At 59.5% G+C, this 22,012-nt stretch carries 23 protein-coding genes and 1 pseudogene; 9 read left to right on the plus strand and 15 right to left on the minus strand.

Annotated features, from left to right (window positions below; genetic code table 11):
• Positions 1-59 precede the first annotated feature (59 nt).
• Both C7534_RS04505 and C7534_RS04510 read left to right on the plus strand, forming a co-directional pair.
• The gene (locus C7534_RS04505; RefSeq protein WP_046031993.1) at positions 60-404 is read left to right on the plus strand and encodes a YciI family protein; all 345 of its coding nucleotides are present in this window, start codon (positions 60-62) and stop codon (positions 402-404) included.
• Positions 404-1,639 carry an RNA polymerase sigma factor gene (locus C7534_RS04510; RefSeq protein WP_109785108.1) on the plus strand — a complete coding sequence of 412 codons (1,236 nt, stop codon included), beginning with the start codon at positions 404-406 and terminating at the stop codon, positions 1,637-1,639. Before C7534_RS04505 ends, C7534_RS04510 begins: the two co-directional genes overlap by 1 nt.
• 99 nt (positions 1,640-1,738) lie before the next feature.
• On the opposite strand, the gene C7534_RS04515 is transcribed toward C7534_RS04510, so the two are convergent.
• Positions 1,739-2,593, minus strand: a complete 855-nt coding sequence (locus tag C7534_RS04515) for a LysR family transcriptional regulator (protein ID WP_046031991.1) — start codon at positions 2,591-2,593, stop codon at positions 1,739-1,741.
• A 90-nt stretch (positions 2,594-2,683) separates the two neighbouring features.
• On the opposite strand from C7534_RS04515, the gene C7534_RS04520 reads away from it, so the two are divergent.
• Positions 2,684-3,130: a multidrug/biocide efflux PACE transporter gene (locus C7534_RS04520; RefSeq protein ID WP_046031990.1), complete on the plus strand. Its 447-nt coding sequence runs from the start codon at positions 2,684-2,686 to the stop codon at positions 3,128-3,130.
• A 143-nt stretch (positions 3,131-3,273) separates the two neighbouring features.
• Here C7534_RS04520 and C7534_RS04530 read toward each other — a convergent pair whose 3' ends face one another.
• From C7534_RS04530 to C7534_RS04545, 4 genes are all read right to left on the minus strand, one after another.
• Positions 3,274-3,996, minus strand: coding sequence for a TylF/MycF/NovP-related O-methyltransferase (locus C7534_RS04530; RefSeq protein WP_046031989.1), 723 nt, complete (start codon positions 3,994-3,996; stop codon positions 3,274-3,276).
• Positions 3,993-4,859, minus strand: a complete 867-nt coding sequence (locus C7534_RS04535) for a hypothetical protein (protein ID WP_046031988.1) — start codon at positions 4,857-4,859, stop codon at positions 3,993-3,995. Before C7534_RS04535 ends, C7534_RS04530 begins: the two co-directional genes overlap by 4 nt.
• A 289-nt stretch (positions 4,860-5,148) precedes the next feature.
• The gene (locus tag C7534_RS04540; RefSeq protein ID WP_046031987.1) at positions 5,149-6,765 is read right to left on the minus strand and encodes an inorganic phosphate transporter; all 1,617 of its coding nucleotides are present in this window, start codon (positions 6,763-6,765) and stop codon (positions 5,149-5,151) included.
• A gap of 270 nt (positions 6,766-7,035) precedes the next feature.
• The gene (locus C7534_RS04545; protein ID WP_077431402.1) at positions 7,036-8,058 is read right to left on the minus strand and encodes a transporter; all 1,023 of its coding nucleotides are present in this window, start codon (positions 8,056-8,058) and stop codon (positions 7,036-7,038) included.
• A gap of 422 nt (positions 8,059-8,480) precedes the next feature.
• On the opposite strand from C7534_RS04545, the gene C7534_RS04550 reads away from it, so the two are divergent.
• On the plus strand, positions 8,481-10,106 hold the full coding sequence (locus tag C7534_RS04550) for a methyl-accepting chemotaxis protein (protein ID WP_046031985.1): 1,626 nt from the start codon (positions 8,481-8,483) through the stop codon (positions 10,104-10,106).
• Between the two features lie 111 nt (positions 10,107-10,217).
• Positions 10,218-10,646 carry a hypothetical protein gene (locus C7534_RS04555; protein WP_109785109.1) on the plus strand — a complete coding sequence of 143 codons (429 nt, stop codon included), beginning with the start codon at positions 10,218-10,220 and terminating at the stop codon, positions 10,644-10,646.
• Here C7534_RS04555 and C7534_RS04560 read toward each other — a convergent pair.
• From C7534_RS04560 to C7534_RS04575, 3 genes are all read right to left on the minus strand, one after another.
• Positions 10,643-11,821 carry a GAF domain-containing sensor histidine kinase gene (locus tag C7534_RS04560; protein WP_109785110.1) on the minus strand — a complete coding sequence of 393 codons (1,179 nt, stop codon included), beginning with the start codon at positions 11,819-11,821 and terminating at the stop codon, positions 10,643-10,645. The genes C7534_RS04555 and C7534_RS04560 overlap by 4 nt on opposite strands.
• Positions 11,822-11,947: 126 nt before the next feature.
• A complete protein-coding gene (locus C7534_RS04565) occupies positions 11,948-12,253 on the minus strand; it encodes a PepSY domain-containing protein (protein WP_109785111.1) in 306 nt (101 codons plus the stop codon).
• A 213-nt stretch (positions 12,254-12,466) separates the two neighbouring features.
• A complete protein-coding gene (locus tag C7534_RS04575) occupies positions 12,467-13,594 on the minus strand; it encodes a glycerophosphodiester phosphodiesterase (RefSeq protein ID WP_109785112.1) in 1,128 nt (375 codons plus the stop codon).
• Positions 13,595-13,832: 238 nt separating this feature from the next.
• On the opposite strand from C7534_RS04575, the gene C7534_RS04580 reads away from it, so the two are divergent.
• Positions 13,833-14,159: a DUF2025 family protein gene (locus C7534_RS04580; protein WP_109785113.1), complete on the plus strand. Its 327-nt coding sequence runs from the start codon at positions 13,833-13,835 to the stop codon at positions 14,157-14,159.
• A gap of 59 nt (positions 14,160-14,218) precedes the next feature.
• Here C7534_RS04580 and C7534_RS04585 read toward each other — a convergent pair.
• Both C7534_RS04585 and C7534_RS04590 read right to left on the minus strand, forming a co-directional pair.
• Positions 14,219-14,526 (minus strand): annotated as a pseudogene (locus C7534_RS04585) (antibiotic biosynthesis monooxygenase family protein).
• A 5-nt stretch (positions 14,527-14,531) separates the two neighbouring features.
• On the minus strand, positions 14,532-15,230 hold the full coding sequence (locus C7534_RS04590; protein ID WP_109785114.1) for a CTP synthase C-terminal region-related (seleno)protein: 699 nt from the start codon (positions 15,228-15,230) through the stop codon (positions 14,532-14,534).
• Between the two features lie 15 nt (positions 15,231-15,245).
• On the opposite strand from C7534_RS04590, the gene C7534_RS04595 reads away from it, so the two are divergent.
• Positions 15,246-16,187, plus strand: a complete 942-nt coding sequence (locus tag C7534_RS04595) for a LysR family transcriptional regulator (protein WP_109785115.1) — start codon at positions 15,246-15,248, stop codon at positions 16,185-16,187.
• A gap of 7 nt (positions 16,188-16,194) precedes the next feature.
• Here the strand turns inward: C7534_RS04595 and C7534_RS04600 are convergent, their stop codons facing one another.
• Complete coding sequence (locus C7534_RS04600; RefSeq protein WP_109785116.1) at positions 16,195-16,728, minus strand: DUF1003 domain-containing protein; 534 nt, start codon at positions 16,726-16,728, stop codon at positions 16,195-16,197.
• A 139-nt stretch (positions 16,729-16,867) separates the two neighbouring features.
• The gene (locus C7534_RS04605) at positions 16,868-17,476 is read right to left on the minus strand and encodes a TetR/AcrR family transcriptional regulator (RefSeq protein WP_109785117.1); all 609 of its coding nucleotides are present in this window, start codon (positions 17,474-17,476) and stop codon (positions 16,868-16,870) included.
• A 215-nt stretch (positions 17,477-17,691) separates the two neighbouring features.
• On the opposite strand from C7534_RS04605, the gene C7534_RS04610 reads away from it, so the two are divergent.
• Positions 17,692-18,750, plus strand: coding sequence for an MBL fold metallo-hydrolase (locus C7534_RS04610; RefSeq protein ID WP_109785118.1), 1,059 nt, complete (start codon positions 17,692-17,694; stop codon positions 18,748-18,750).
• A 49-nt stretch (positions 18,751-18,799) separates the two neighbouring features.
• Here C7534_RS04610 and C7534_RS04615 read toward each other — a convergent pair whose 3' ends face one another.
• A complete protein-coding gene (locus C7534_RS04615) occupies positions 18,800-19,117 on the minus strand; it encodes a helix-turn-helix transcriptional regulator (protein WP_109785119.1) in 318 nt (105 codons plus the stop codon).
• Positions 19,118-19,210: 93 nt separating this feature from the next.
• Positions 19,211-19,978: an AraC family transcriptional regulator gene (locus C7534_RS04620; RefSeq protein WP_109785120.1), complete on the minus strand. Its 768-nt coding sequence runs from the start codon at positions 19,976-19,978 to the stop codon at positions 19,211-19,213.
• Positions 19,979-20,090: 112 nt separating this feature from the next.
• Between C7534_RS04620 and C7534_RS04625 the strand changes: the two genes are divergently transcribed.
• Complete coding sequence (locus C7534_RS04625) at positions 20,091-20,906, plus strand: sulfite exporter TauE/SafE family protein (RefSeq protein WP_109785121.1); 816 nt, start codon at positions 20,091-20,093, stop codon at positions 20,904-20,906.
• Between the two features lie 6 nt (positions 20,907-20,912).
• Here the strand turns inward: C7534_RS04625 and C7534_RS04630 are convergent, their stop codons facing one another.
• On the minus strand, positions 20,913-21,902 hold the full coding sequence (locus C7534_RS04630) for a hypothetical protein (RefSeq protein ID WP_109785122.1): 990 nt from the start codon (positions 21,900-21,902) through the stop codon (positions 20,913-20,915).
• Positions 21,903-22,012 lie beyond the last annotated feature (110 nt).

Raw genomic sequence — 22,012 nt, forward strand, 5'->3', positions numbered from 1 at the left:
AATTTCGCCAAGGCGTCAATCTGCAGCCATAGTTGATCCGTTCGATTCAGGAGAGTCACATGAAGTACCTATGCCTGGTGTACAGCAACGAACAGGCGTTGCACTCATTGCCTGACAGTCCCAAGGACGCCGAGTGCATGGCCTACGCCGAGTCGATTCAGGGTAGTGGCCGCATGGTGGCGGCCGAGGCGCTGGAGTCGGTGCAGACCGCGACCACTGTGCGCATGCGTAACGGCAAGATGTCGATCACCGACGGTCCGTTCGCCGAAACCAAGGAGCAGTTGGCCGGCTTCTACCTGATCGATGCCAAGGACCTCAATGAAGCGATCCAGGTCGCCGGGGACATCCCGGCGGCCCGTGTCGGTTGTGTTGAGGTGCGTCCCGTTCGCCAGTTGAATCCTTGATGCCGGGCGAGTCGGTGCCGGCTCGGGTCGAGCTGGTTTACCGCGAAGAGTCGCGGCGGATCCTGGCGACGCTGATCCGATTGCTCGGCGATTTCGATCTCGCTGAAGAGGCCCTGCACGAGGCCTTTTTCGTGGCGGTGGAGCGCTGGCAGCGTGATGGCGTGCCGGACAATCCGCGCGCCTGGCTGGTGTCCACCGGGCGCTTCAAGGCCATCGATGCGTTACGTCGGCGTGCGCGGTTTGTCGCAGCGCAACCGCTGCTGATCGCTCAACTGGAGGCGCTGGAACAGGCCGACTGGAGTGCCGAAGACGTGGAAGATGATCGCCTGCGGCTGATCTTCACCTGTTGTCACCCGGCACTGGCCGCAGATGCTCAAGTGCCGTTGACCTTGCGCGAAGTCTGCGACCTGACCACAGAGGAAATCGCCCGGGCGTTTCTCTCGGCGCCCGCCACCATCGCTCAGCGCATCGTGCGGGCGAAAGCGAAAATCCGCGATGCGAAAATCCCTTATCAAGTGCCGACACTGAAGGAATTGCCCGAGCGCCTCGACAGCGTGTTGCGGGTGATTTACCTGGTGTTCAACGAAGGTTACTCGGCCTCCATCGGTGCTGAAGTGACGCGCGAAGACCTGACGCGCGAGGCCATTCGGCTGGGGCGTTTGTTGCTGGAGTTGCTGCCCGAGCCGGAGGTCATGGGGTTGCTGGCGCTGATGTTGCTGCATGAGTCACGGCGCCTGGCCAGGACTTCGGCAAGCGGCGAGTTGATCGTGCTGGATGAGCAGAACCGTTCATTGTGGGATGCGGGGATGATCGCCGAGGGTTGCGCCCTGGTGGAACGGGCGCTGACCCTGCAGCGCTTTGGGCCGTATTGCCTGCAAGCGGCCATTGCGGCGGTGCATGCCGAGGCGTCAGCGCCGCAAGCCACGGACTGGCCGCAGATTGTCGGTCTGTATGACTTGCTGTTGCGGATGGTGCCGTCGCCGGTGATCGAGTTGAACCGGGCAGCGGCGATCTCCCAGCGCGATGGACCGTTGGCGGGGCTGACGTTGGTGGAGGCGATTCTGGATCGCGGCGAATTGCTGGATTACCACCTGGCGCATTCGGCGCGGGCGCAGTTTTATCGGCAGTTGGGACGGGTGGAGGAGGCGCGGGCCGCGTATGGGCGGGCGCTGGAACTGACGCAGCAGGTGCCGGAGCGGCGGTTTCTGGAAGCGCGCATAAAGGCGTTGGGGTGATGTGATGTGTCGGGCTTCATCGCGGGCAGCCATGCTCCTACGGGGTTTGCGTTTAACCTGTAGGAACATGGCTTGCCCGCGATAAGGGCCAAAGGACCTTCACTCCAGCATCTTGCTCAACAACCAACTCCCCGCTGGCCCCGGCGGATATTGGCGTGACCACAACGCATCGACAAACACCGGTTTCGGCCAGCCGCGCACCTGAAGTTCCTGCAACGAACCCTGGCCATAACGCTCCACCAGCCACCGCGGCAACGACGCCCAGCCAAATCCTCCCTGGGCCATTTCCAACAGCATCAAGTAACTCGGCGCCGACCAGACGCGACCTTTCGCCCGGCTTTCATACGGATTGACGATGGTCGCCAGGCGCAGCTCCCGGTGCTGTTGCAATACATGCTGGTCGATATGATCGAGCGCCGCCAAGGGATGCGCAGGGGAGACGAACAGTGCGATTTCCGTGCGCTCTTCGACGGTAGAGCTGACCAGGCTCGGAGGGTAGCTGTCCTTCATTTCCGCGAACGCCACGTGCGCCCGTCCCCGTTGCACCAGCGCTATCAGGTCATCGCATTCGGCAATCAGGCATTCGAGCTCCAGGTCCGGATAGCGTTGCTCGAACGCACTGAGCACCGCTTCGAACCGGTCGGATTGATAAGTGTCGGAAATCGCCACGGTCAGTTTTGCCTCAATGCCTTCAGACAATTGGCTGGCCGTCATTTCCAGCCGGCTGGTAGCAGCCAGGATCTCCTCGGCGCGTTGCAGCATCACGTGCCCGGCCGGGGTCAGGCTGGGTTTGCGGCTGCTGCGGTCGAAGAGAACCAGGTTCAAATCGATTTCCAGGCTGGCCACTGCTGCGCTGATGGTCGACTGGCTGCGCCCCAGTTTGCGCGCCGCTGCGGAAAACGAGCCTTGGGTCGCCGCCTGGACAAAGGCGAGCAACACTTCATGAGAGGCCATGAACTATCGCCTTGATCGATGGTTATTGGTTATGAAGTATCGGCTTGATGCCGGATCATGGCAACCACAGTCACTCAGAGGAGTCAGGCCATGAGCCCCAACAAATCCATCACAGAGCGTGTTTTCCAGGCCATTGGTTTCGAACTGCTGGCCATCCTGATCTGTACCCCGTTGCTGGCCTGGATCATGAACAAACCGTTGCTCGACATGGGCATGGTCACCATGCTCATCGCGGCGCTGGCCCTGGCCTGGAACGTGGTGTTCAACGGGATGTTTGACCGTGTTCTCAACCACTACAACGTGGTGCGCACGACATGGGTCCGGGTGGTCCATGCGCTGCTGTTTGAAGGCGGACTGGTCGCCTTCGGTGTGCCGCTGATTGCCTGGTGGCTGAAGACCAGCCTGTGGGAGGCGTTCTTGCTCGATATCGGCGTGCTGCTGTTTTTCCTGCCGTACACCTACATTTACCACTGGGTGTATGACGTGGTGCGGGAGCGGGTGATGGTGGGTCGGGCGACGTTGCAAAAAGCCAACTGAGACAGGGGCTGCAACACATAACAAATGTGGGAGCGGGCTTGCCCGCGATGGCGACCTGACAGTCAACGATGATGTTGAATGTGCCGGCCTCATCGCGAGCAAGCTCGCTCCCACAGGTTTTGTATCAGCTGTACGGTTATGCGTTAGACGTGGAAGTAACCCACGCACGAATCAAACGGCAGACGCTTGAGTTCGATTTTGTTCAGGTCCAGCACTTCGCGCAGGGCCTTGGTTTCGCCCGGGAAGTTGCGGTAAGCGACTTCGTCCAGCACCACGATGGCGCCTTTAGGCATGTACGGCAGGAAGGTTTCCAGCGCGACTTTGGTCGATTCGTACAGGTCGGTGTCGAGGATCAGCATGGCCACGACCAGGTCCGGACGGGTCTTGACCCACTCAGGCACGGTCTTGACGATGTCGCCCTTGACCAGCTCGCAACGCGGGATGCGGTTGACCGGGCGCAGCAGGTCGTTGGCGTCGATCATGTCCTGGATCAGCGACTGGTCGGTGTCGGAGAACATGGTCTCGTTGACGTCGGCCGGGTCTTCTTTCTTGTCGATGCTCTGGAAGCCTTCGAAGGTGTCGAAGCCTACGATCGAACGGTTGATCGCGTACGGTTCCAGAATCATCGACAAGTGCATGTACAGCATCAGCGAGTTGCCCTTGTACACGCCGCACTCGATGATCGCGCCCGGTACTTCAGCCACTTTCTTGAACAGTTCCATGCGCGACAGTGCAGCGGTTACGCCGATGCGGTTGGCGAACACGAACGGCGCGTCGGCCACGTACTCGGCATCAACGCGCTTCAGAACGTTGGCACGGGTTTCGTTGTACTGGGCCTCTGCAGGCGTGATGCGACGCTTGGTCATTGCTGGATTCCTTGGAAATTCGAGAAGTCGTGGGCGTGGAAATAGTCTTTGAAACCGGCGCCGACGTCAGGGCAGGCGCTGTCGACGTTGATCGCGCCGCGCTTGTGCTTGAGGTCATCGAGGTGCATCAGGCGGAAATCCACGCTGAAGCGGGTTTGTTCGGTGTGGTTGGCGACTGTGCCATGCAGGTGCGAGCCGGAGAAAATCAGCATCTCACCGGTGTTGCCGGCAATGCGCACTTCAGAGGACGTGTTGATTGCCTCCAGTGGCACCGGGTGCACGCGGACTTCCTCCTTGAGGTTGTCCTTGGCCTTGTGCCGCTGGTTGTTGATCCAGTCGTTGAGGCTCCATTCGCTGGAGGTGTTCTTCACCGGCACATCAAAGTAACCCGCGTTGATCATCATGGTCTGGTCGGGGCGAATGGTGTGCACCGGCATCCAGGTGTTGATCTGGCAATCGACGCTGCCGTACCACGTGTCGCGATGCGGCTTGTAGGCGTAGCTGACGCCGGCGTGCAGGTAGTCATAGTTCGGCACCACGCGAATGCGCGGCACGTCGAAAATGTACTCGCGCGGGTCGACGCCGATCTCGTCGATGAACGACAAGATCAAATCCTTGGCGCGCTGGCTGTTGGTGAACTGGCCCTTGAGGCGAGTCACCAGCACTACGAATTCTTCCACCGGCATCAGCGTGTGCAGGGCCTGGTGGTTGGTCTCGCCGTCGAACGCGGCGGTGATGCTTTCCTGGGCAAACGCACACAGCTCTTTGGCAGCGCGCAGCTGAGTGTTCAGGAAGATGTCGCCAGCGTAGATGGCTTCTTTGAAGTCAGCTTTTTGCTGAAGCTGATTGATATACAGATTCACGATTCCACTCCTGAATACATCGAGTCTCTTATGAGTCGGCCACACGTTAGCAAACTGAAGTGCAAACCGGCGGGTGGTGGATCAATAAAAGCGTAATCGCCTGAATTTGCGACGAAATGCTTTCGCCCAGACAAAAAAATCCCCTGTAGCAGCTGGCGCAGCCTGCGTCCGATTGCGCAGCAGTCGTAAAACCATAACGCGCGGTCCATCAGACATACCGCATGCACAGGACTTACGACTGCTGCGCAGCCGGACGCAGGCTGCGCCAGCTGCTACAGGGGTTTGTCGATCAGAACAGTTGGGTGAACAACCAGTACAGGCTGCCCGACAACAGGATCGCTGCCGGCAAGGTCAGTACCCAGGCCATCAGCAGGTTGCGGATGGTCTTCATCTGCAAGCCACCGCCGTTGGCGACCATGGTCCCGGCGACGCCAGAAGACAACACATGGGTGGTCGACACCGGCAGACCGAACATATCCGCCGCGCCAATCGTCAACATAGCCACGGTTTCCGCCGAGGCGCCCTGGGCGTAAGTCAGGTGGGTTTTGCCGATCTTCTCGCCGACCGTCACCACAATGCGTTTCCAGCCGACCATGGTGCCCAGCCCGAGTGCAATCGCCACGGCGATCTTGACCCATAGCGGAATAAACCGCGTGGAGTTGTCGATCTGCTGCTTGAACAGCTGCAGCTTGCTGCTGGTGTCGGCGTCGAAGTTGCCGACCTTGTTCTTGTCCATCAGGCGAATGGTTTCGCTGGTCAGGTACATGTCGTTACGCACGTTGCCCACAGCCTCGGCCGGTACTTTGGACAGCGCGCCATAGCCCTTGACCTCGGCGCCGATGCGGCCGGTGAGGGCGGCGAGCGCCGGTACCAGTTGCGGCGTGGCTTCCTTGCTGCGCACGTAGTCGGACAGCACCAGGCGCGGATCGGCCGGGGCCGGTTGCGGCGCGGCCTTGGCCAGCGCTTGCTGCGTCACCTCGGCCACCGCCGCGAACTGCAACGCCTGGTCGGCCGGCATGGCGCGGTTCAGCGCGTAGGCCATTGGCAAGGTGCCGACCAGAATCAACATGATCAGGCCCATGCCTTTCTGGCCATCGTTGGAGCCGTGGGCAAACGAGACGCCGGTGCAGGTCACGATCAACATGCCGCGAATCCACCACGGTGGCGGTGTGTTGCCTTTGGGGGCCTTGTACAGCGAGCGATTCTTGACGAACGCGCGCAGGGCCAGCAACAGCAACGCGGCGAAACCAAAACCGACCAGTGGTGAAAGCAGCAACGCGTAACCGATCTTGGTCGCCTGGGCCCAGTCCACGCCGCTGGTGCCGTCACGGCCGTGCATCAGGGCATTGGCCACGCCCACGCCGATGATCGAACCGATCAGCGTGTGCGAGGACGAAGCCGGTAAACCCAGCCACCACGTGCCGAGGTTCCACAGGATGGCGGCGATCAACAGGGCGAAGATCATGGCGAAACCGGCGGAAGAGCCGACTTGCAGAATCAACTCCACCGGCAGCAAGGCAATGATGCCGAAAGCGACCGCGCCGCTGGACAGCAGCACACCGAGGAAGTTGAAGAACCCGGACCACGCCACTGCGAAGTTGGGCGGCATCGAGTTGGTGTAAATCACCGTCGCCACCGCGTTGGCGGTGTCGTGGAAACCGTTGACGAATTCAAAGCCGAGGGCAATCAGTAGCGCCACACCCAACAGCAGAAACGGGGTCCAGGTGGTCACCACGGTGCCGAGTTCGTTCATGTCGCGCATCAGGCTGTAGGCAGTAAACAGCAGCCCGATGGCCAACACGCCGAAAAAAATCACCAGCGTGAACGCACTGGGCTTTTTGTCGAGTTGGGGTTTACCGCTGCTGGCGGAAGCCTGGGCATCGGTGGGGTAGGAAGGAGTAGCCATGACTGACAATCCTGAGGAGGGAGGTGTGTCAGTGATAGTCGTTGCTAATTGTTACAGGGAGACTGCTTCAGGTCAGGGTTTGGGGTTTTTGCGTATCCGTTAATCAGAATTCACCGCGCTACCCTGTAGCAGCTGGCGAAGCCGGCGTCCGGCTGCGCAGCAGTCGTAAAATCAGCCACTGCGGTCTTTCAGGTAAAACGTGTGCTCAGGATTTACGACTGCTGCGCAGCCGGACGCAGGCTTCGCCAGCTGCTACAGGGTAGCGGGGGCTCAGTAATCCTGGCGCTTGCGAAACGCCCAGCGCCCGGCGATCACGGTAAATGTCGCCACCAGCGCCACCAGAATCCAGAACCCTTCGGGGTCACCCGACAGCGGCACTCCGCCGACGTTCATGCCAAAGAAACCGGCAATGATGTTGATCGGCAACGCGAGCACCGTGACCACGGTCAGGGTAAACAGGGTGCGGTTGCTCTGTTCGTTGAGGTTGGCGGCGATTTCTTCCTGCAACAGCTTGATCCGCTCACCCAGCGCCGTGAGGTCGTTGATGATCAGGGCGAACTCTTCGGTGGACTTGCGCAGCTCCTTGACGTCCTCCTTCTGCAACCATTGCGGCGGCCGATTGAGCAGGCGCAACAGCGAACCCGGTTCCAGCGCCAGCAGACGTTGCAAACGCACCAGCACCCGGCGGTTGGCACCCAGTTCAGCGCGGTTGGTCGACAGGCGTGAAGAGAGCAACTCATCTTCGATCTGATCGACACTCTGGCTGGTCTTGCGCACGATTTGCGTCAGCACTTCGCCTTGATCACGCAGCAAATGCACGAGCAGTTCCAGCGGCGAGCGAAAACATTCACCGGCCTTCACCGAGGACCGCAACTTATCCACCGAGTGCAGCGGTTGCAGGCGCGCGCTGATGATCAGCCGGCTGCGGGCACACACCCACAGCGTCGAGACATCCGAGGAAACCATGCTACTGAGGTTGAACACCACATCGTTGACCACCGCCAGCAAGGCCGAGTCCACATGCTCGATGCGGGTCGACCGGGAGCCTTCATGCAAGGCTTCGAAAAACTCCTCCGGCAGCTCCAGATGGCTTTTCATCCAGCGCTCGCACGCGGCGTGGGCCAGGTTCAAATGCAACCAGAGAAACTGCTCGTCGTCTTCGGGGTGTTGCAGGTAGTGCAGCGCCTTGGCCGAATCAATCTCCCGACCTCGTTCACCGGGACGAAAGCTGAAACCGTAGAGCAGGCCGAACAGATCGGTGTCGCGATGGCTGTGGTCGATGCTGTGGTTCATGAGTGCTCGCAAGGGGTATGCCGCTCCATGTAGCAGCTGGCGAAGCCTGCGTTCGGCTGCGAAGCAGTCGTCAAACCTGAGCACTCGGGCTTGCTGACACAACGCATTGCCTGATTACACGACTGCTTCGCAGCCGAACGCAGGCTTCGCCAGCGGCTACAGGGTCGCGTTACGGCGGGTTTTACAGGTTCACTTGAGCCGCATCATCGCAAGGATTTTTGACGGTTTTGTGACAGGGCGGTGAAGGCGAAATAGTGGCTCTGCCAACGGTCGGATTTGATTAAAGAACCGCTCTGGCACGCCGATTACGCTTGGGTTAAGTTGCGCGCCTTCGGCCGTCAGCCGACGTCGCAGACAAGGAAGTCCGGACACCTTTCACGCCTTACCGGGGCGTGCCTAATTTCTGTCATGAGTACCCTTCGATGCTTTTGCAAAAGTCCTTGAGAGCGCAAATTCTCGCCCTGTTGAGCGGCAGCCTCTTTGCGATGCTGTTGATCGCCCTGGCCTGCTTTCATTTCCTTTCCAGCGGCGTTCAGCGCTACGCGAACCTGATCGACGGCCCGTTGCACACTTCCCAGTTGATCGATGAAGCCAACCTGCAATTCAAGGTGCAGGTCCAGGAATGGAAAAACGTCTTGCTGCGTGGCAAGCAACCGGCGGACCTGGACAAATACTGGAAGCAATTCGAAGACCGTCAGCGCGATGTGCAAAGCATCCTCGGCGAACTGGCCGGGCAGAAGGGCATCGAACCGCAGCTCAAGACTCGCATCGAACGCCTGCGTGATGAACACCGCCTGCTCGGGGCCGCCTATCAAAAGGGTCGTGATGCCTATGTGGCCGCCGGTGCCGACCCCACCGCTGGCGACACCGCGGTGAAAGGTGTGGACCGCGCAGCCAGTGACCAGATGAGCGAATTGGTCGCCGAGTTGCGCAAGCAGGGCAGCGAACAGTCGAAGCAGATCAGTGCCGAGGCTGAGCGCACCGTGTTGCTGGGGATCATCGTGATGCTCGTCTCGGGCCTGTTGATCGGGCTGTTGAGCCTGTGGCTGGTCAACCGCAACCTGGTCGAACCGATTCGCAAACTGATCGAATACGTGGCGCAACTCAGCCGGGGAAAAATTGCCGAGCGTGTGGCCAGCACCCGCCAGGACGAGTTGGGCAAACTGGCGGTCGCGGCCAACACCCTGCGCGATTTCCTCGCCGAAACCTTCAGCCATTTGCAGCGCAGCGCCAAGGATCTGGACAGTGCCAGCGGTGAACTGAATTCGATTGCCGGCCTCATGGCGGGCGGCACCAACGAGCAGTTCAACCGCACCGATCAGGTGGCCACGGCAATGAACGAAATGTCCGCCACCGCGCAAGAAGTCGCCCGTCACGCCGCCGATGCCGCACGGGCTGCCGACGACGCTGACCAGTCCGCGCAGCAGGGCGAAAAAGTCATGCAGGGCACCATCCGCACCATCACTCAAATGCGTGGCGAAATCGCCAATACCGCTACGGTCATTCGTCAGTTGGAAACCGACAGCGGCCGCATCGGCAAGGTGCTGGAAGTGATTCGCGGCATCGCCGAACAGACCAACCTGCTGGCGCTCAACGCTGCCATTGAAGCGGCCCGTGCCGGTGAAGCCGGGCGTGGTTTTGCGGTGGTCGCTGATGAAGTGCGCAGCCTGGCCCAGCGCACGGCGGCGTCGATCATTGAGATCAACCAGATTATCCAGACCGTGCAAACCGGTGCGGTCGACGCGGCGCAGGCCATCGAAAGCGGCCAGTCACGCAGTGAGGAAAGCGTGCAGCAAGTGACCGAAGCCGGCGCGATGCTGGAGCGGATCACCCAAGCCGTCGAAGCGATTCGCGACATGAACCGCCAGATCGCCACCGCCGCCGAAGAACAGACGTCGGTTGCCGAGGACATCTCGCGCAACCTCACGGAAATCACCAGCATCGCCAGTACCAATCTGGACAACGTGCAACGCACCGAGGCGGCCAGCCACAACCTGAACAGCGTATCGTCGCAGTTGAATGAAGTGACGGCGCGGTTGAGCGCTTAGCGGCACTGAATGTGTACCGGCTCGCTTACCGAGTCGGTACACAGTCGATCTCAAATCCGGCCTGAACTTGTCGATGAGGGAGATACCCAGCACCCACATTGGATAATTCCCATGGTCAGCATCACCTCTGTATCCATCAACCAGACCCTCACCACCTCCACCAGCAAAACCTCGATCAGCGCTCCCGCCGCAGACACCTCCGTCACCGCCACGCCTTCCGACGACACTAAACTGGCCGCCGGCGGCGCTCCCGCGTCGAGCGACAGCAGTTCCAGCAGCAGCGAAGAATCCGATGCGGTGAAAACCTTGCGCAAGCAAATCGCCGAGCTGCAAAAGCAGATGCAGGAACAACAGCAACAGCTGCAAGCGGCCCAGGCGAAACAGGAGGATGCAGACGCCAAAGCCGCTGATGTCGCGGCGGCTCAGTCGCAGGTGGCGACCACGGCGGGTTCATTGCAGGCGGCGACGGCGGCGTTATTGCAGGCGTTACAGGATGCCGATTCCAGCACGTCGGGTTCGCTGGTCAGTACCAGCGCCTAAACCTGCACAGGCAGGCTGAAGGTAAACGTCGTGCCCTGTATTGCGGTCGAGACCACGTCCAGTTTTCCACCGTGGGACTGCGCAATCTGACTGGCAATGTATAAGCCCAACCCGAGGCCGGTCTGCGGAGTATCGCTGGCCGGTCGCGAGTAGGGGCGGAACAGATACGCCAATGCGTCCTCGGCAATCAGTCCCTGATTTTTTACGCTCAGTACGAAGTGTCCATCGTTGGTCTGCGCATTGACCTCGACCGGACCTTGGGGATCGCCGTGGACTACTGCGTTCGCCACCAGATTGGACAGCAACTGGGCGACCCGCTCGCGATCGCACGGGACGTTGTGTAAATCGCCGATGGAAGAATTTATGACGCGGTTCGGGTGAACACTCTGAACCTCGGAAATCACATGCCGTAAAGCCGCATCCAGATCCGCGCACGGTGCGATGTTCACCGGAATGCCCAGGCCAAAGGAACCGCGAGCGAAATCCAGCACGTCATCGACCAGTCGGGTTGCGCGTTGGGCACTGGTCAGGATGTGCTGGACCCGTTGCTGGTTCGCCGGGTCAGGCAGTTTGCGCAGGAGCATTTCGGCACCGACACTGATGGCGAACAGCGGGTTGCGCAAGTCATGGCCGAGCACGGCGATAAACCGATCGCGCTGTTGCGAGTTTTCACGCTCCTGCTTCAGCGCCAACTCGGTGTGTTGCTGGTTTTCTTCGACCTCGATTTGCAGTGCCAGCATGCGCGCGAAGGATTCCATGGTGCTTTGGCTCGTGCTGGATTTGAGCTGGGCGGGCAGAGGATCAAGTGCGCAGAGGGTGCCGAAAAAGCGTCCGTCGGTACGGAAGATCGGCACGGAGATGTAGCTTTCGAACTGATAAATACGCGGCGTGTGGTGATCGCGGTAGCGCGGGTCTTCGCTGGCCTTGTCGATCACCACCGACTGGCGGGCCTGACGAATTTCGTGGCACAGGGTCGTGGTGACCTCCAGTTCACCGCCGACCTGCAAACCGAAGTTCAGTTGGTCGAGCACGGCGCACGCCGTCCAGGAGTCCTCCGTCACGCGCGCCACCGCGGCGAAGCGCAGGCCGGTCAACTCGCGGACCACTTGAAGGATGGCCGGTACGGCGCTGATCCTGCCGATCAAGGCGATGTCTGCTGCCGCTGTTTGACCCATTTCAGTCAATCTCTGTTTGAACACCGTGGACAGATTCTAGCGGGCCGACGATGTGTTGGCGTAGTCTGAATTGCAGACGCAAAAAAGCCGCACGATTGGTAAATCGTGCGGCTTTTCATGTGCGCATCAGGTGTCTTGTTTGTTGCTCAGGACTTTGCCTGTGGTGGCATCGAAATCTACGTCAAATTCTTTGCCGTCAGCGGTTTTCAGTTCAACTTCGTATTCGTAGCCGTTGAAGTGGTTGTCCAGATCCGTGTCGGTGATGGTCGCGCCCGGGTGCAGTTTCAGCGCTGCCTGGTTCATTTCTTCCAGTGGCTTGATCTTGCCGCTCTTGACCAGTTCAGGGATCTGGTCGACGCGGACATCGGCCTGGGCCAGGCCAGCGGTGAGGGTCAGGGCAGCGGCGGTGAACAGGGCAGTCAGGGTTTTCATGAAGTTCTTTCCTTGGGTTGAGCTGTTTAAGTGGCGCCAGATTAACGGTGGCAACTTAACTCATCCTTAATTCCCGAGACGTTGAGGGATCGTTGAGGGATCGTTCCCACGCTCTGCGTGGGAACGCCTCAGGGGACGCTCCGCGTTCCAAGTGGGACGCAGAGCGTCCAGGGCTGCATTCCCACGCGGAGCGTGGGAACGATCTTTTTGGGTTTAATAGCCGTTGTTCTGCAGCAACTGCGCAACAGTCCCCGCAGCCGGCCGTTTGTAGAAGTTCAGCAACTCGCTGGCGCGGTTGGTGAAAATCCCGTCAACCCCGGCATCCATCACCTTCTGGTAATCCAGCGCATCATCAATGGTGTACACGTGCACCAGCATGCCCTGATCGTGGGTGTATTGGTTCATCCACGGTTTCACCAGGTCCGAGTAGCTCTGGTCGCCCCCTTGGGTCAGCGCGGCGGAAGGGCCGGTGCCGATAGCGCCCTGAGCCTTGGCGTACTCGACCCATTGCTGGAATTCGGCTTTATCCTTCGGCTCTTGTCTGGCGTAGTAAGTGGCTTTGTCCTTGTCGCCGAATTCGGCGAACGTCACCTTGGATTTGGGCTCGATACTGCCTTCGCCGACCCACAACAGCAGAATTTTCGGCACCTTCGGCATTTCCTTTTGCAGCAGTTCGAGGCTGCTCTTCTCGAAGGTCTGCAACACGACTTTGCCTTTGCCCTGGCCGACGGCCAGATCACTTTTCGCCAGTTTCGAACCGGCCGGGCTCAGCCAGCCACGGTCCTGCAATTTGTCCTTGAGGTCGCGCTCAATACCGGGGAATTGCTTTGGCTCTTTGGTCTCGATGTACAGGCCGGGTTTGTGCAGCGGGTTGCCCTGGGCAATATCGATGATTTCGTCCAGCGTCAGAATTTTCAGACCCGCGTAAGAAGGACGCGCGCGATCCGGGTAAGCGCTGTTGAACCAGCTGCCGGCGTCGAGGGTTTTCAACTCGGCCATGGTGAACGCGTTGGCGGGGCTGTCCTTGCGATCCGGGAACTTGCTGGCAACGTCGGTGGTGCGTTGCAGATTGTTGTCGTGCAGCACAAACAGCACGCCGTCCTTGCTGCGTTGCAGGTCCATCTCCAGATAGTCGGCCCCCAGGTCGCGCGCCAGTTTGTAGGCGGCGGCGGTGGATTCCGGCGCATCGAAAGACGCGCCGCGATGGGCGATCACCGCCGGGTGCGGAATGCCCAAACGGCTTGCCAGCGCTGTCGGGGTTGGCTCGCTGGCGGCTTGTGCCTGGCCGAGACCGAGCATCAGGCTCAGCAGCAGGGCGCTTTTGGTGAAGGTAACCGGCATGGTCGAGATCCTTTCGCAATGAGTATTCAAAGACGTCCCTTTTAACAACTGAGCGTTGCCGGCGCTATCGCCAGACCGACATAAACGTGTTCAAGGCAGAATTTTTCAGCGCAACTGTGCACTTCTTTGCAGTACTCTTGGCCACGGCAATTTCCCCGGCAGAGGGAAAACCGTGTCGTTTCCCTTGCGTGTAAACCATTGATCACCGGTCGTAGAAACGACTTTTTGTGAGGTTTATATGCGCATCACTTCCGAGCTTATCTGCCAGGCCGCCGACCAACTCAAAGGCTTTGTCGGCCTCAACCGCAAGACCGGCCACTACATTGTGCGATTCAGCGAAGACTCGTTCGGCATGGACGTGGCCGATGACGGCATTATTCCCACCAGTGAATTTGTCTGGGCGCCGGGGCCGGGGCAGGCCATGACGCTCAAGCGTGAGTTGATTCAGTTGCTGCTGGATCAGAACATCGATGACCGGATCAACATCACCGAGCCGTTGCGGGTGTACATGAATCGGCAGGAAGTGCCGGAGATAGCGGCGGTCAGGAGTCTTGTACAGGGCTGATGTTTTGCGGTGTCTTGGCTGGCCCCTTCGCGAGCAGGCTTGATGGGCACCGCAAATCATTACGGCTGAAACTGATAATCGCGCTCAACCCGGCACACCCGCGTATGACACGACGAGTACCAGGTCGAGCGCCCACGTTCACGAATCGCGCTGTGCCGGGATGATGTTTCCACGCCAGGATCGCCGCTTCACTGGCCCAATACGAAACCGTAATCCCGAGCCCATCTTCGCCCCGGGCCGATTCCACGCCCAGAAAACCGGGCTGCTCACGGGCCAGCTCCACCATGCGTTCGGCGGCCTCGGCGTAGCCGTGATCACCTTCAGTGCGCCGGGATGTGAAAATCACCGCGTAGTAAGGCGTCGTCATGATTTCTACCTCACACAAGCCTTGATGAAAGCGCGGACCAGCGGCGGCAGAATGCCCTTGAGCGCTGCACGTTCAGGCTGGAACAGCGTGGCGACAAAGAACGGATGCCCGGTGAGCTCAACGGCCCGCAAATCCCCCTGCGAATCATGGCCAACGGCGTGTAGCTGCTGGATCAATAGCTCACGTTCGAACTCAGGATTCACACCGAAGCGGCAGTGATATCCCTCGCGTATTTCAGTCGTTTCGTACGCGTTGGCGATCAACGAACCTTCAACCAGATGAATGCTGTCCACCGCTTCCAACAGCGAACAGGTCAGCGGCGTCAGAAGCGCCCGCGCGGCGTCAGGATGCGTCTCGCCGTGTTCGGCATCTTCCCAACCCAACACATCGCGGGCGTACTCCAACACCGCATGTTGAAACCCGCCACAGGTGCCGAGGAACGGTCGCTGCTGCTCCCGGGCAAACCGGATCGCCCGCAACGCCCCGTCCATGTCTCGGTAAGGACTACCGGGCAAGCACCAGAATCCATCGAAATCTTGCAGCGGTGTGTCGGCGTTGATCTGGTCGGTGGCCAACCACTGGAATTGCACGTTCAGGCTCAGCTGTTCGGCGGCCATGCCAAGGGCGACGGGAATGGCTTGGTGGGCAGTGACTTGAGGGTCGTAGTCACCGATCAGGGCGATGCGGATTGCAGTGGTTTCCATGAGTGCTCTCTCGGCTTGTTGATTCCTGGTACCCACTATAGATTGGCGCTCACGCATTCAATATTGGCGTTATCCCAAGTGATCAATGCAGCGACGCACTATCGACTGGACTATCCCGACCTGGCCCTGATCCTCGCTCTGGTGCGCGGCGGTTCTCTGGCCCGGGCTTCGGGCCTGCTGAAAGTCGACGTTTCAACGGTGTTTCGCGCCGTCCGCCGACTGGAAACGGCATTGGGTCAGCAACTGTTCGAAAAGAGCCGCGCCGGGTATTTGCCAACCACGCTCGCGCAAACTCTGGCCGAGCAGGCCGAGCGCGCAGAACAAGCGCTGGAGGCGGCGCGAATCGGGGTGGAGCAGGGCGGTGAAGTCATCAGCGGCACGGTGCGGCTGACGTGTACGGACTCGGTCCTGCAAGGCTTGCTGCTACCCGCACTGGCGCAGTTCATGCCCTCATACTCGGCGTTGACTATCGAGTTGAGCACCTCCAACGACTTCGCCAACCTCAGCCGTCGCGATGCCGACATCGCATTGCGCCTGACGCGCACACCGCCCGAGCACTTGGTCGGACGACGTCTGGCGGATATTTCCTACCGGGTCTGCGCCAGTGCGCAGTATCTGAAGTCCGTCGATCCTGAAGACCTGGCTTCGCTGACCTGGATCGCGCCCGACGATTTTCTACCCGACCATCCCACTGTTGCCTGGCGGCGCCAGCATTTGCCGGGTGTCACCCCGAGCTATCGCTGCAACAGCATGCTATCGGTGACCGAACTGGTGCGGGCCGGGTTGGGCGTTGCGGCATTGCCGGATTTTTTGATCGGCGACACGCTGCAGCCGTTGACCGGCCCATTGCACGGCTACGACACCGCACTCTGGTTGCTGACCCGTCCGGATTGCCGTGCGTTGCGTTCGGTGGTGACACTGTTTGATGAATTGGGGCGGGCACTGCGATTGCCTTGAGCGAGCGCTAAACCGTTGGCGGCACCTTGCGCACGAAGTGCTGATGCATTTCCGACGTCAGGTTTTCGATGCGTTCGGTCAGGGTCTTGGTCATCTCTGTGAGCCGGGTGTTTTGCTCGAGCAATTCCAGCAGTTGCGCGGAGTTGTGCGCGGCCTGGGCCTGACGTTCGCTGTTGGCCACGGCGAGGGCTTCACGGTGCTGTGCATCGGCGTCGGACTGCGCTTTATCACGCGCCGCCTGACGGGTCTGGGCCAGCAGAATCAGTGGGGCGGCGTACGCCGATTGCAGGCTGAAGGCCAGGTTGAGCAAGATGAACGGGTACAGGTCGAAGTGGGCCACGCCGAACAGGTTGAGGCATACCCACAGCACGACGATCAGCGTCTGCGCCCCGAGAAATTTCGGTGTACCGAAGAACCGCGCAAAGGCTTCCGCACGCAGGGCAAACTTGTCGTTGCCGAAGGTTGGCGCCAGGTGGGCGTGAGGGCGGTGAAAGCGTAAATGATCAACGACAGGTTTTGTGTCAGTGGTCGGGGTGGTCATGATGCTCTCCGCCTGGGGCTGGGACTGAGGGTCACTATAGCCCCAGCTTCATTTTCATTCTGAAACACATTGCGCTGTTTGGTTTTGCGCAGCCCCATCAGCAACAACGTGCCGAACATGTCATTTTTCGCAGCTCGTTTCAGACCTGATAGCAGGCCAGGAACATATCCAGCGCTGACTCCACCACGGTGGTCTGCATTTCGGCTGACAGGCCCGGCAGCCCCATGGAAATCTGCGGCCAGAACGCAAAGGATTTGAGCATTCCCTGGATCTGTTGCGCCGCAAACGCGGGGTCGACGGGTTTCAACCGACCATCCGCCTGCGCAGAGCGAATCCAGATAGTCAGGTCTTCTTCGCGCTCACCCATTCTGGCGACCATGTTCTGCGCACGTTCAGGGGAGTGGATGGTGGCGGCGATGGCTACCCGCGCCAGATCGAGAAAATTGTCATCGCCCAGCATCTGCAATTTTTCCTGCAACAGCAGGCGCATCTGGTCGCGCAAAGGCAGGTCAGGGCGGTAGGGCGTTTCCTGTTCTGCGGTCAGCCGCGCCCATAATTGATTGAGGATTTCGGCAAACAACTCCTCCTTGCTTGGGAAGTGGTTGTACACCGTGCGCTTCGACACGCCGGCCGTGGCGGCAATCTTGTCCATGCTGGTGATATCGAAACCATTGGCGCGGAATTCGGCAATCGCCGCCTGAATAATAGCTTCGCGTTTTCGGTCGGTGAGGCGCTGTGGAGCTGTCATAAGTACGCTTCGGCAAGAGACAGAGAAAAATTACACTCGGTAGTTTACTTGTGATCGGCTTTGATGCAACCTTGAAACTACACTGTGCAGTGTAATGTTTTGTTAATCCTGTGCAGCGAAAAATAGAATGTCCGGCTGATGCGTGCGTGCTTTGGCCATTTATCGTCCCACCGTGAAGAACTGCAATCGTGCGGTTTTTCTGGAGTCACTCAGTCATGGCCACTTCAATTTCACCTGCGGACAATTCCGTAACACCTGAAGCTTCCCGTCAGGCGCAAGGGCTTTTCCGAAACCATGCACCCGTGCAACGCGAAGGCGTTCGCAAAATGCTGCGCATCATGTGGAACATGATCTTCCACAAACCGCGCAACACTCGCCCAACGGCTCCGGTGCCGGTACAAGCGCTGACCCAGGCAGCGTTGATGGCGGCACCCAACCACAGCGTTTACCGCCTCGGCCATTCAACGGTTCTGCTGAAACTGCGGGACAAATTCTGGATCACCGACCCGGTCTTCGCCGAGCGCGCTTCACCGGTGCAATGGGCTGGGCCCAAGCGCTTCCACCAGCCGCCCATCAGCCTGGAACAATTGCCACCGATTGAAGCGGTGATCCTGTCCCACGATCACTACGACCACCTCGATTATCAGGCGGTGCTGAAACTGGCGGACAAGGCCAAGTATTTCCTCACCCCGTTGGGCGTCGGCGACACCCTGATCAAATGGGGCATCGACGCCAGCAAAGTCCGCCAACTCGATTGGTGGCAGGGCACCGAAGTGGACGGCATCCAGTTCATCGCTACTCCGTCGCAACACTTTTCCGGCCGCGGACTGTTCGATGGCAACAGCACGCTCTGGGCGTCCTGGGTCATGATCGACGGCGACACGCGCATCTTCTTCAGCGGCGACAGTGGCTACTTCGATGGCTTCAAGCGCATCGGCGAACAGTACGGCCCGTTCGACCTGACGCTGATGGAAACCGGTGCCTACAACGTCGAGTGGCCGCACATTCACATGCAGCCGGAAGAAACCCTGCAAGCGCACATTGACCTCAAAGGGCGCTGGTTATTGCCAATTCACAACGGCACCTTCGATTTGTCGATGCACGCCTGGTTCGAGCCCTTCGACCGGATCCTGGCGTTAGCCTGGGAGCGCAATGTGTCGATCACCACGCCGCAAATGGGCGAGGCGTTTAACGTGAAGTATCCGCAGCGCGGGAGTGCGTGGTGGCTCGGGATGGAAAGTGAACGCGATCAGGTCACAGCGCAGAACGCTTGATCCTCTGCAGTCGGGCCGCTCGCTGATGAGCGGCCGGCTCACTGACACCTCACTCAACCATCGCATAATCCGCCCGCCCAATCGGGTTCGGCGTAGACCCTTTCACATTCATCCCTTTGCCCGGCGCAAATCCTGGGAAAAACACCAAGCCCTGCGCCTCAAAGCAATACGCCAACGCCAGCCGTGTAACATCCAGCACATCGCGCTTGGCTTCAAACCGCTCGATGGCCTCTACCGAAACCGCGGATTCCCGAGCCAGCTCATCAACACTCCAACCCAGCATCGCTCGGGCCTGGGCGCAGTGGGCCGGGGTGAATTGGAAGAGGGCGATACGTTCCAGGGTGATTTTCATCGCATGAGAGGCCATGGTGTTCTCCGGGCTCGAGAGTGCTGATTCAAAATGTACTGTGTTTTTGTACAGTTGTTTTGCGCCCGGATCAAACTCATTTTTCGATTTTTGCTATTTCGTGGCTTCCATCCAGACGGACGGTGGCTGCCCCAGCACACGACGAAACATGGTCGAGAACGCCGCCGGGCTGTCATAACCGAAATCCACAGCAATGCGCGTTACCGCCGTGCCCGATGCCAGCCGCGACAGGGCTAGCACCACGCAGGCACGCTGCCGCCATTGGCTGAAACTTAGATCGGTCTGTTGTCGAAACAATCGATTGAACGTCCGCAGGCTGATGTGCAATTGATCGGCCCATTGCTGCGGCGATTGGTGAGCATTCGGGTGTTGGAGAAACGCCTGGCACAACCCCAGCAACCGCGCATCGACGGGCAGCGGAATGTGCAACGGCAGGTGAGTGCTGCGCGCCAGTTCGTGCAGCAGCAAGTCGATCAGCGCACCGTCGCGCCCGGCCTCGTCATACGTCAGCGGGATCTCCACCGCTTCCATCAACAAATGCCGCATCAACGGCGACACGCTGATCACTTGGCAGCGATCGCCCAGATCAACCGCCGCCGGTTCGATATACGCACTGCGCGTACTCACCCCGAGCATCAGCACCTCATGCGCCATCCCCGGCGGAATCCACACCGCCCGCTGTGGCGGCACCACCCAATTGCCGTCATGCGTGCTGACCTGCATCACCCCGGTGGCGCCATACAACAACTGCGCCCGCCGGTGTGTATGACGAGGCAACACATGGCCGTGGGAATAATCCGTGCCGATCGCCACCACCGGGCGAGGCGTGTCATCCAGCAGATCAATCGAAACATTGCGCATCTAGCGATTTCCAGCAGTTGGCGTAAACGCGAACATTATTGGCTGACTTGCTGAAGCAGGCCAAGGCTCATCGCTCTATCGTCGACCGCTCCCAACCAACGGACGACGCGCCATGTTCTATCTCCTGCTAACACTCTTCGGCTGCACGACCGGCATCACGGCGGTGCTGTTCGGCTTCGGCGGCGGCTTCGTCGTCGTGCCATTGCTCTACCGCATGCTCACCGCCAGCCACGGCGCCGACGACCCGGTCGGCCAATCGGCGATGCACATTGCCGTGGCGACTTCGACCTGCGTGATGATCGTCAACGCACTGATCGCCACCGGCAAACATCGGCGCGCCGGGAACTTCATTCGCCATTACATGTGGCCATTAGGCGGGTTCATTGGTTTGGGCGCGGTGGTTGGCGCGGTCGCCGCGATATGGGTCAGTGGCGAGGTGATTCGTTATGCGTTCATCGCGTACTTGGGCGTGACCATTGTGGATTGCCTGGTTAGACGCGGATTTCTTACACGCACCGATAACGCAATCCCACGACGATTGGGCAGGGCGGAAGTGTCTGGCGGTGGCGTAGGCATTGGCGCTATCGCGACGTTTCTCGGCGTGGGCGGCAGCGTCATGACCGTGCCGTTATTGCGACGATGTGGGTTGAGCATGAGTCAGGCGACGTCGATGGCCAATCCGTTGAGCGTGCCGGTCGCGGTGGCCGGGACGGTGACTTACATGGCGATGGCGGGATTCAGCGAGTTTGACTTGGGGTCGTGGTTTATCGGCTACGTGGATCTGCTGGCGTTTGCGGTTTTGACGATGGGATCGTTGCTGGGGATTCGATTGGCCACACCCTGGATCGGGCGGATTCCGGATCGAATACATGCACGGGTATATGTGGGTTTGCTGGTGTTGGTGATGCTCAGCATGTCTCTGAACTGAGCGCTGTTACTTATCGGCCAACCCCGGCGCTTCCCGAACAATGAAGTGATCCAGGTTCTCAATATTCGCACTGAACACCCCGAACGTCTGCTCGGGGTTTTTCTTGCTCGGCACCTGCTTCAACTCCGGCGTCACGCCATAAAAGAAGCAATACAAGTCCTTGCCGCTCTCGATGGCGTGCTTGATCTCTTCCAGAAACGCTTTGCGCTTGCGGTAGTTGTCGATCAGCTTCTTGCTCAAGTAAACATTGACCGAATAAGGCTTCTTCTTCGCCTCATCCGCCTGCTTGAACCAGACCTTCTGTTCGAAATCGATGCGAAAGCTCAGGGTGTAATCCTTGATCTCCTTGATCTTGCCCCAGTAAATCAGCCCCTTGTTGTCCTGCAAATACTCGATCTTCTTGAAGAACGACCCGTACGGCGCCGTGTGCTCGCCAATCTTCAGTGGCATGCGCTTGAGCAGCTCCTTGTCCTCGAAGTTCGACACAAAACACTCCACCGGGTGGGCGAAGACACTGGTCTTGTCCGGCGCTGATTCGTGGCTCGAGTGCTCTGCCTGGCTGTCCGCCGGATTTGTTTTCGGGACATCCCGCATAACATCCGCCGCGACATCAGGGGACGACGCCTTACGCACATACTGACGCCGAGTCAGCAACAACTCCGACGGGAAATGCTCCTCGCGACTGTCATCCGTTTCCGCACCGTCCGCGTCCACACCGGACGCCGAGGCCTTGAGACTGACATAAGGACAATCCGACACGTGCCGGGTACTGGGTGTGTTTTTGAAGTGTGGAGTGCGGATGTAATTCACGTTTTTGGCGTTGAACGTCGTCAACACATTCGCGGCATCGAACGCTAAGCGACAGGCGTCGTTGGGGCACTGGAAGTGCTCTTTGGCGGAATCGAACTCCATGGTTTCGTCGAAATTCAGATCGCGTACGTCATAGATCGACAGTTTGTCGTCGAGGCTGAGGCAGTAGGCGAGGTCGAATTTCATGGTGGGCTTGGGTCCTTGAGAGGGAAGGGTATTAATAGCGGGAGGCGAGGTGCGTTGCACTGAGTGTTTTCAGCACACCGCAAACTCTACGGCAGCACACCAAACCTTGG

The organism is Pseudomonas sp. OV226 (genome assembly GCF_003148705.1).
Taxonomy (GTDB): Bacteria; Pseudomonadota; Gammaproteobacteria; order Pseudomonadales; family Pseudomonadaceae; genus Aquipseudomonas.

What these genes read in the sequence shown, in the direction of transcription:
- C7534_RS04625 (WP_109785121.1), top strand. Translation starts at nt 20,091, where the DNA reads ATGTTCTATCTCCTGCTAACACTCTTCGGCTGCACGACCGGCATCACG.
- C7534_RS04505 (WP_046031993.1), top strand. Translation starts at nt 60, where the DNA reads ATGAAGTACCTATGCCTGGTGTACAGCAACGAACAGGCGTTGCACTCA.
- C7534_RS04600 (WP_109785116.1), bottom strand. Translation starts at nt 16,728, where the DNA reads ATGACCACCCCGACCACTGACACAAAACCTGTCGTTGATCATTTACGC.
- C7534_RS04615 (WP_109785119.1), bottom strand. Translation starts at nt 19,117, where the DNA reads ATGGCCTCTCATGCGATGAAAATCACCCTGGAACGTATCGCCCTCTTC.
- C7534_RS04565 (WP_109785111.1), bottom strand. Translation starts at nt 12,253, where the DNA reads ATGAAAACCCTGACTGCCCTGTTCACCGCCGCTGCCCTGACCCTCACC.
- C7534_RS04630 (WP_109785122.1), bottom strand. Translation starts at nt 21,902, where the DNA reads ATGAAATTCGACCTCGCCTACTGCCTCAGCCTCGACGACAAACTGTCG.
- C7534_RS04540 (WP_046031987.1), bottom strand. Translation starts at nt 6,765, where the DNA reads ATGGCTACTCCTTCCTACCCCACCGATGCCCAGGCTTCCGCCAGCAGC.
- C7534_RS04620 (WP_109785120.1), bottom strand. Translation starts at nt 19,978, where the DNA reads ATGCGCAATGTTTCGATTGATCTGCTGGATGACACGCCTCGCCCGGTG.
- C7534_RS04550 (WP_046031985.1), top strand. Translation starts at nt 8,481, where the DNA reads ATGCTTTTGCAAAAGTCCTTGAGAGCGCAAATTCTCGCCCTGTTGAGC.
- C7534_RS04530 (WP_046031989.1), bottom strand. Translation starts at nt 3,996, where the DNA reads ATGACCAAGCGTCGCATCACGCCTGCAGAGGCCCAGTACAACGAAACC.
- C7534_RS04575 (WP_109785112.1), bottom strand. Translation starts at nt 13,594, where the DNA reads ATGCCGGTTACCTTCACCAAAAGCGCCCTGCTGCTGAGCCTGATGCTC.
- C7534_RS04560 (WP_109785110.1), bottom strand. Translation starts at nt 11,821, where the DNA reads ATGGGTCAAACAGCGGCAGCAGACATCGCCTTGATCGGCAGGATCAGC.
- C7534_RS04555 (WP_109785109.1), top strand. Translation starts at nt 10,218, where the DNA reads ATGGTCAGCATCACCTCTGTATCCATCAACCAGACCCTCACCACCTCC.
- C7534_RS04520 (WP_046031990.1), top strand. Translation starts at nt 2,684, where the DNA reads ATGAGCCCCAACAAATCCATCACAGAGCGTGTTTTCCAGGCCATTGGT.
- C7534_RS04580 (WP_109785113.1), top strand. Translation starts at nt 13,833, where the DNA reads ATGCGCATCACTTCCGAGCTTATCTGCCAGGCCGCCGACCAACTCAAA.
- C7534_RS04515 (WP_046031991.1), bottom strand. Translation starts at nt 2,593, where the DNA reads ATGGCCTCTCATGAAGTGTTGCTCGCCTTTGTCCAGGCGGCGACCCAA.
- C7534_RS04605 (WP_109785117.1), bottom strand. Translation starts at nt 17,476, where the DNA reads ATGACAGCTCCACAGCGCCTCACCGACCGAAAACGCGAAGCTATTATT.
- C7534_RS04610 (WP_109785118.1), top strand. Translation starts at nt 17,692, where the DNA reads ATGGCCACTTCAATTTCACCTGCGGACAATTCCGTAACACCTGAAGCT.
- C7534_RS04590 (WP_109785114.1), bottom strand. Translation starts at nt 15,230, where the DNA reads ATGGAAACCACTGCAATCCGCATCGCCCTGATCGGTGACTACGACCCT.
- C7534_RS04510 (WP_109785108.1), top strand. Translation starts at nt 404, where the DNA reads ATGCCGGGCGAGTCGGTGCCGGCTCGGGTCGAGCTGGTTTACCGCGAA.
- C7534_RS04545 (WP_077431402.1), bottom strand. Translation starts at nt 8,058, where the DNA reads ATGAACCACAGCATCGACCACAGCCATCGCGACACCGATCTGTTCGGC.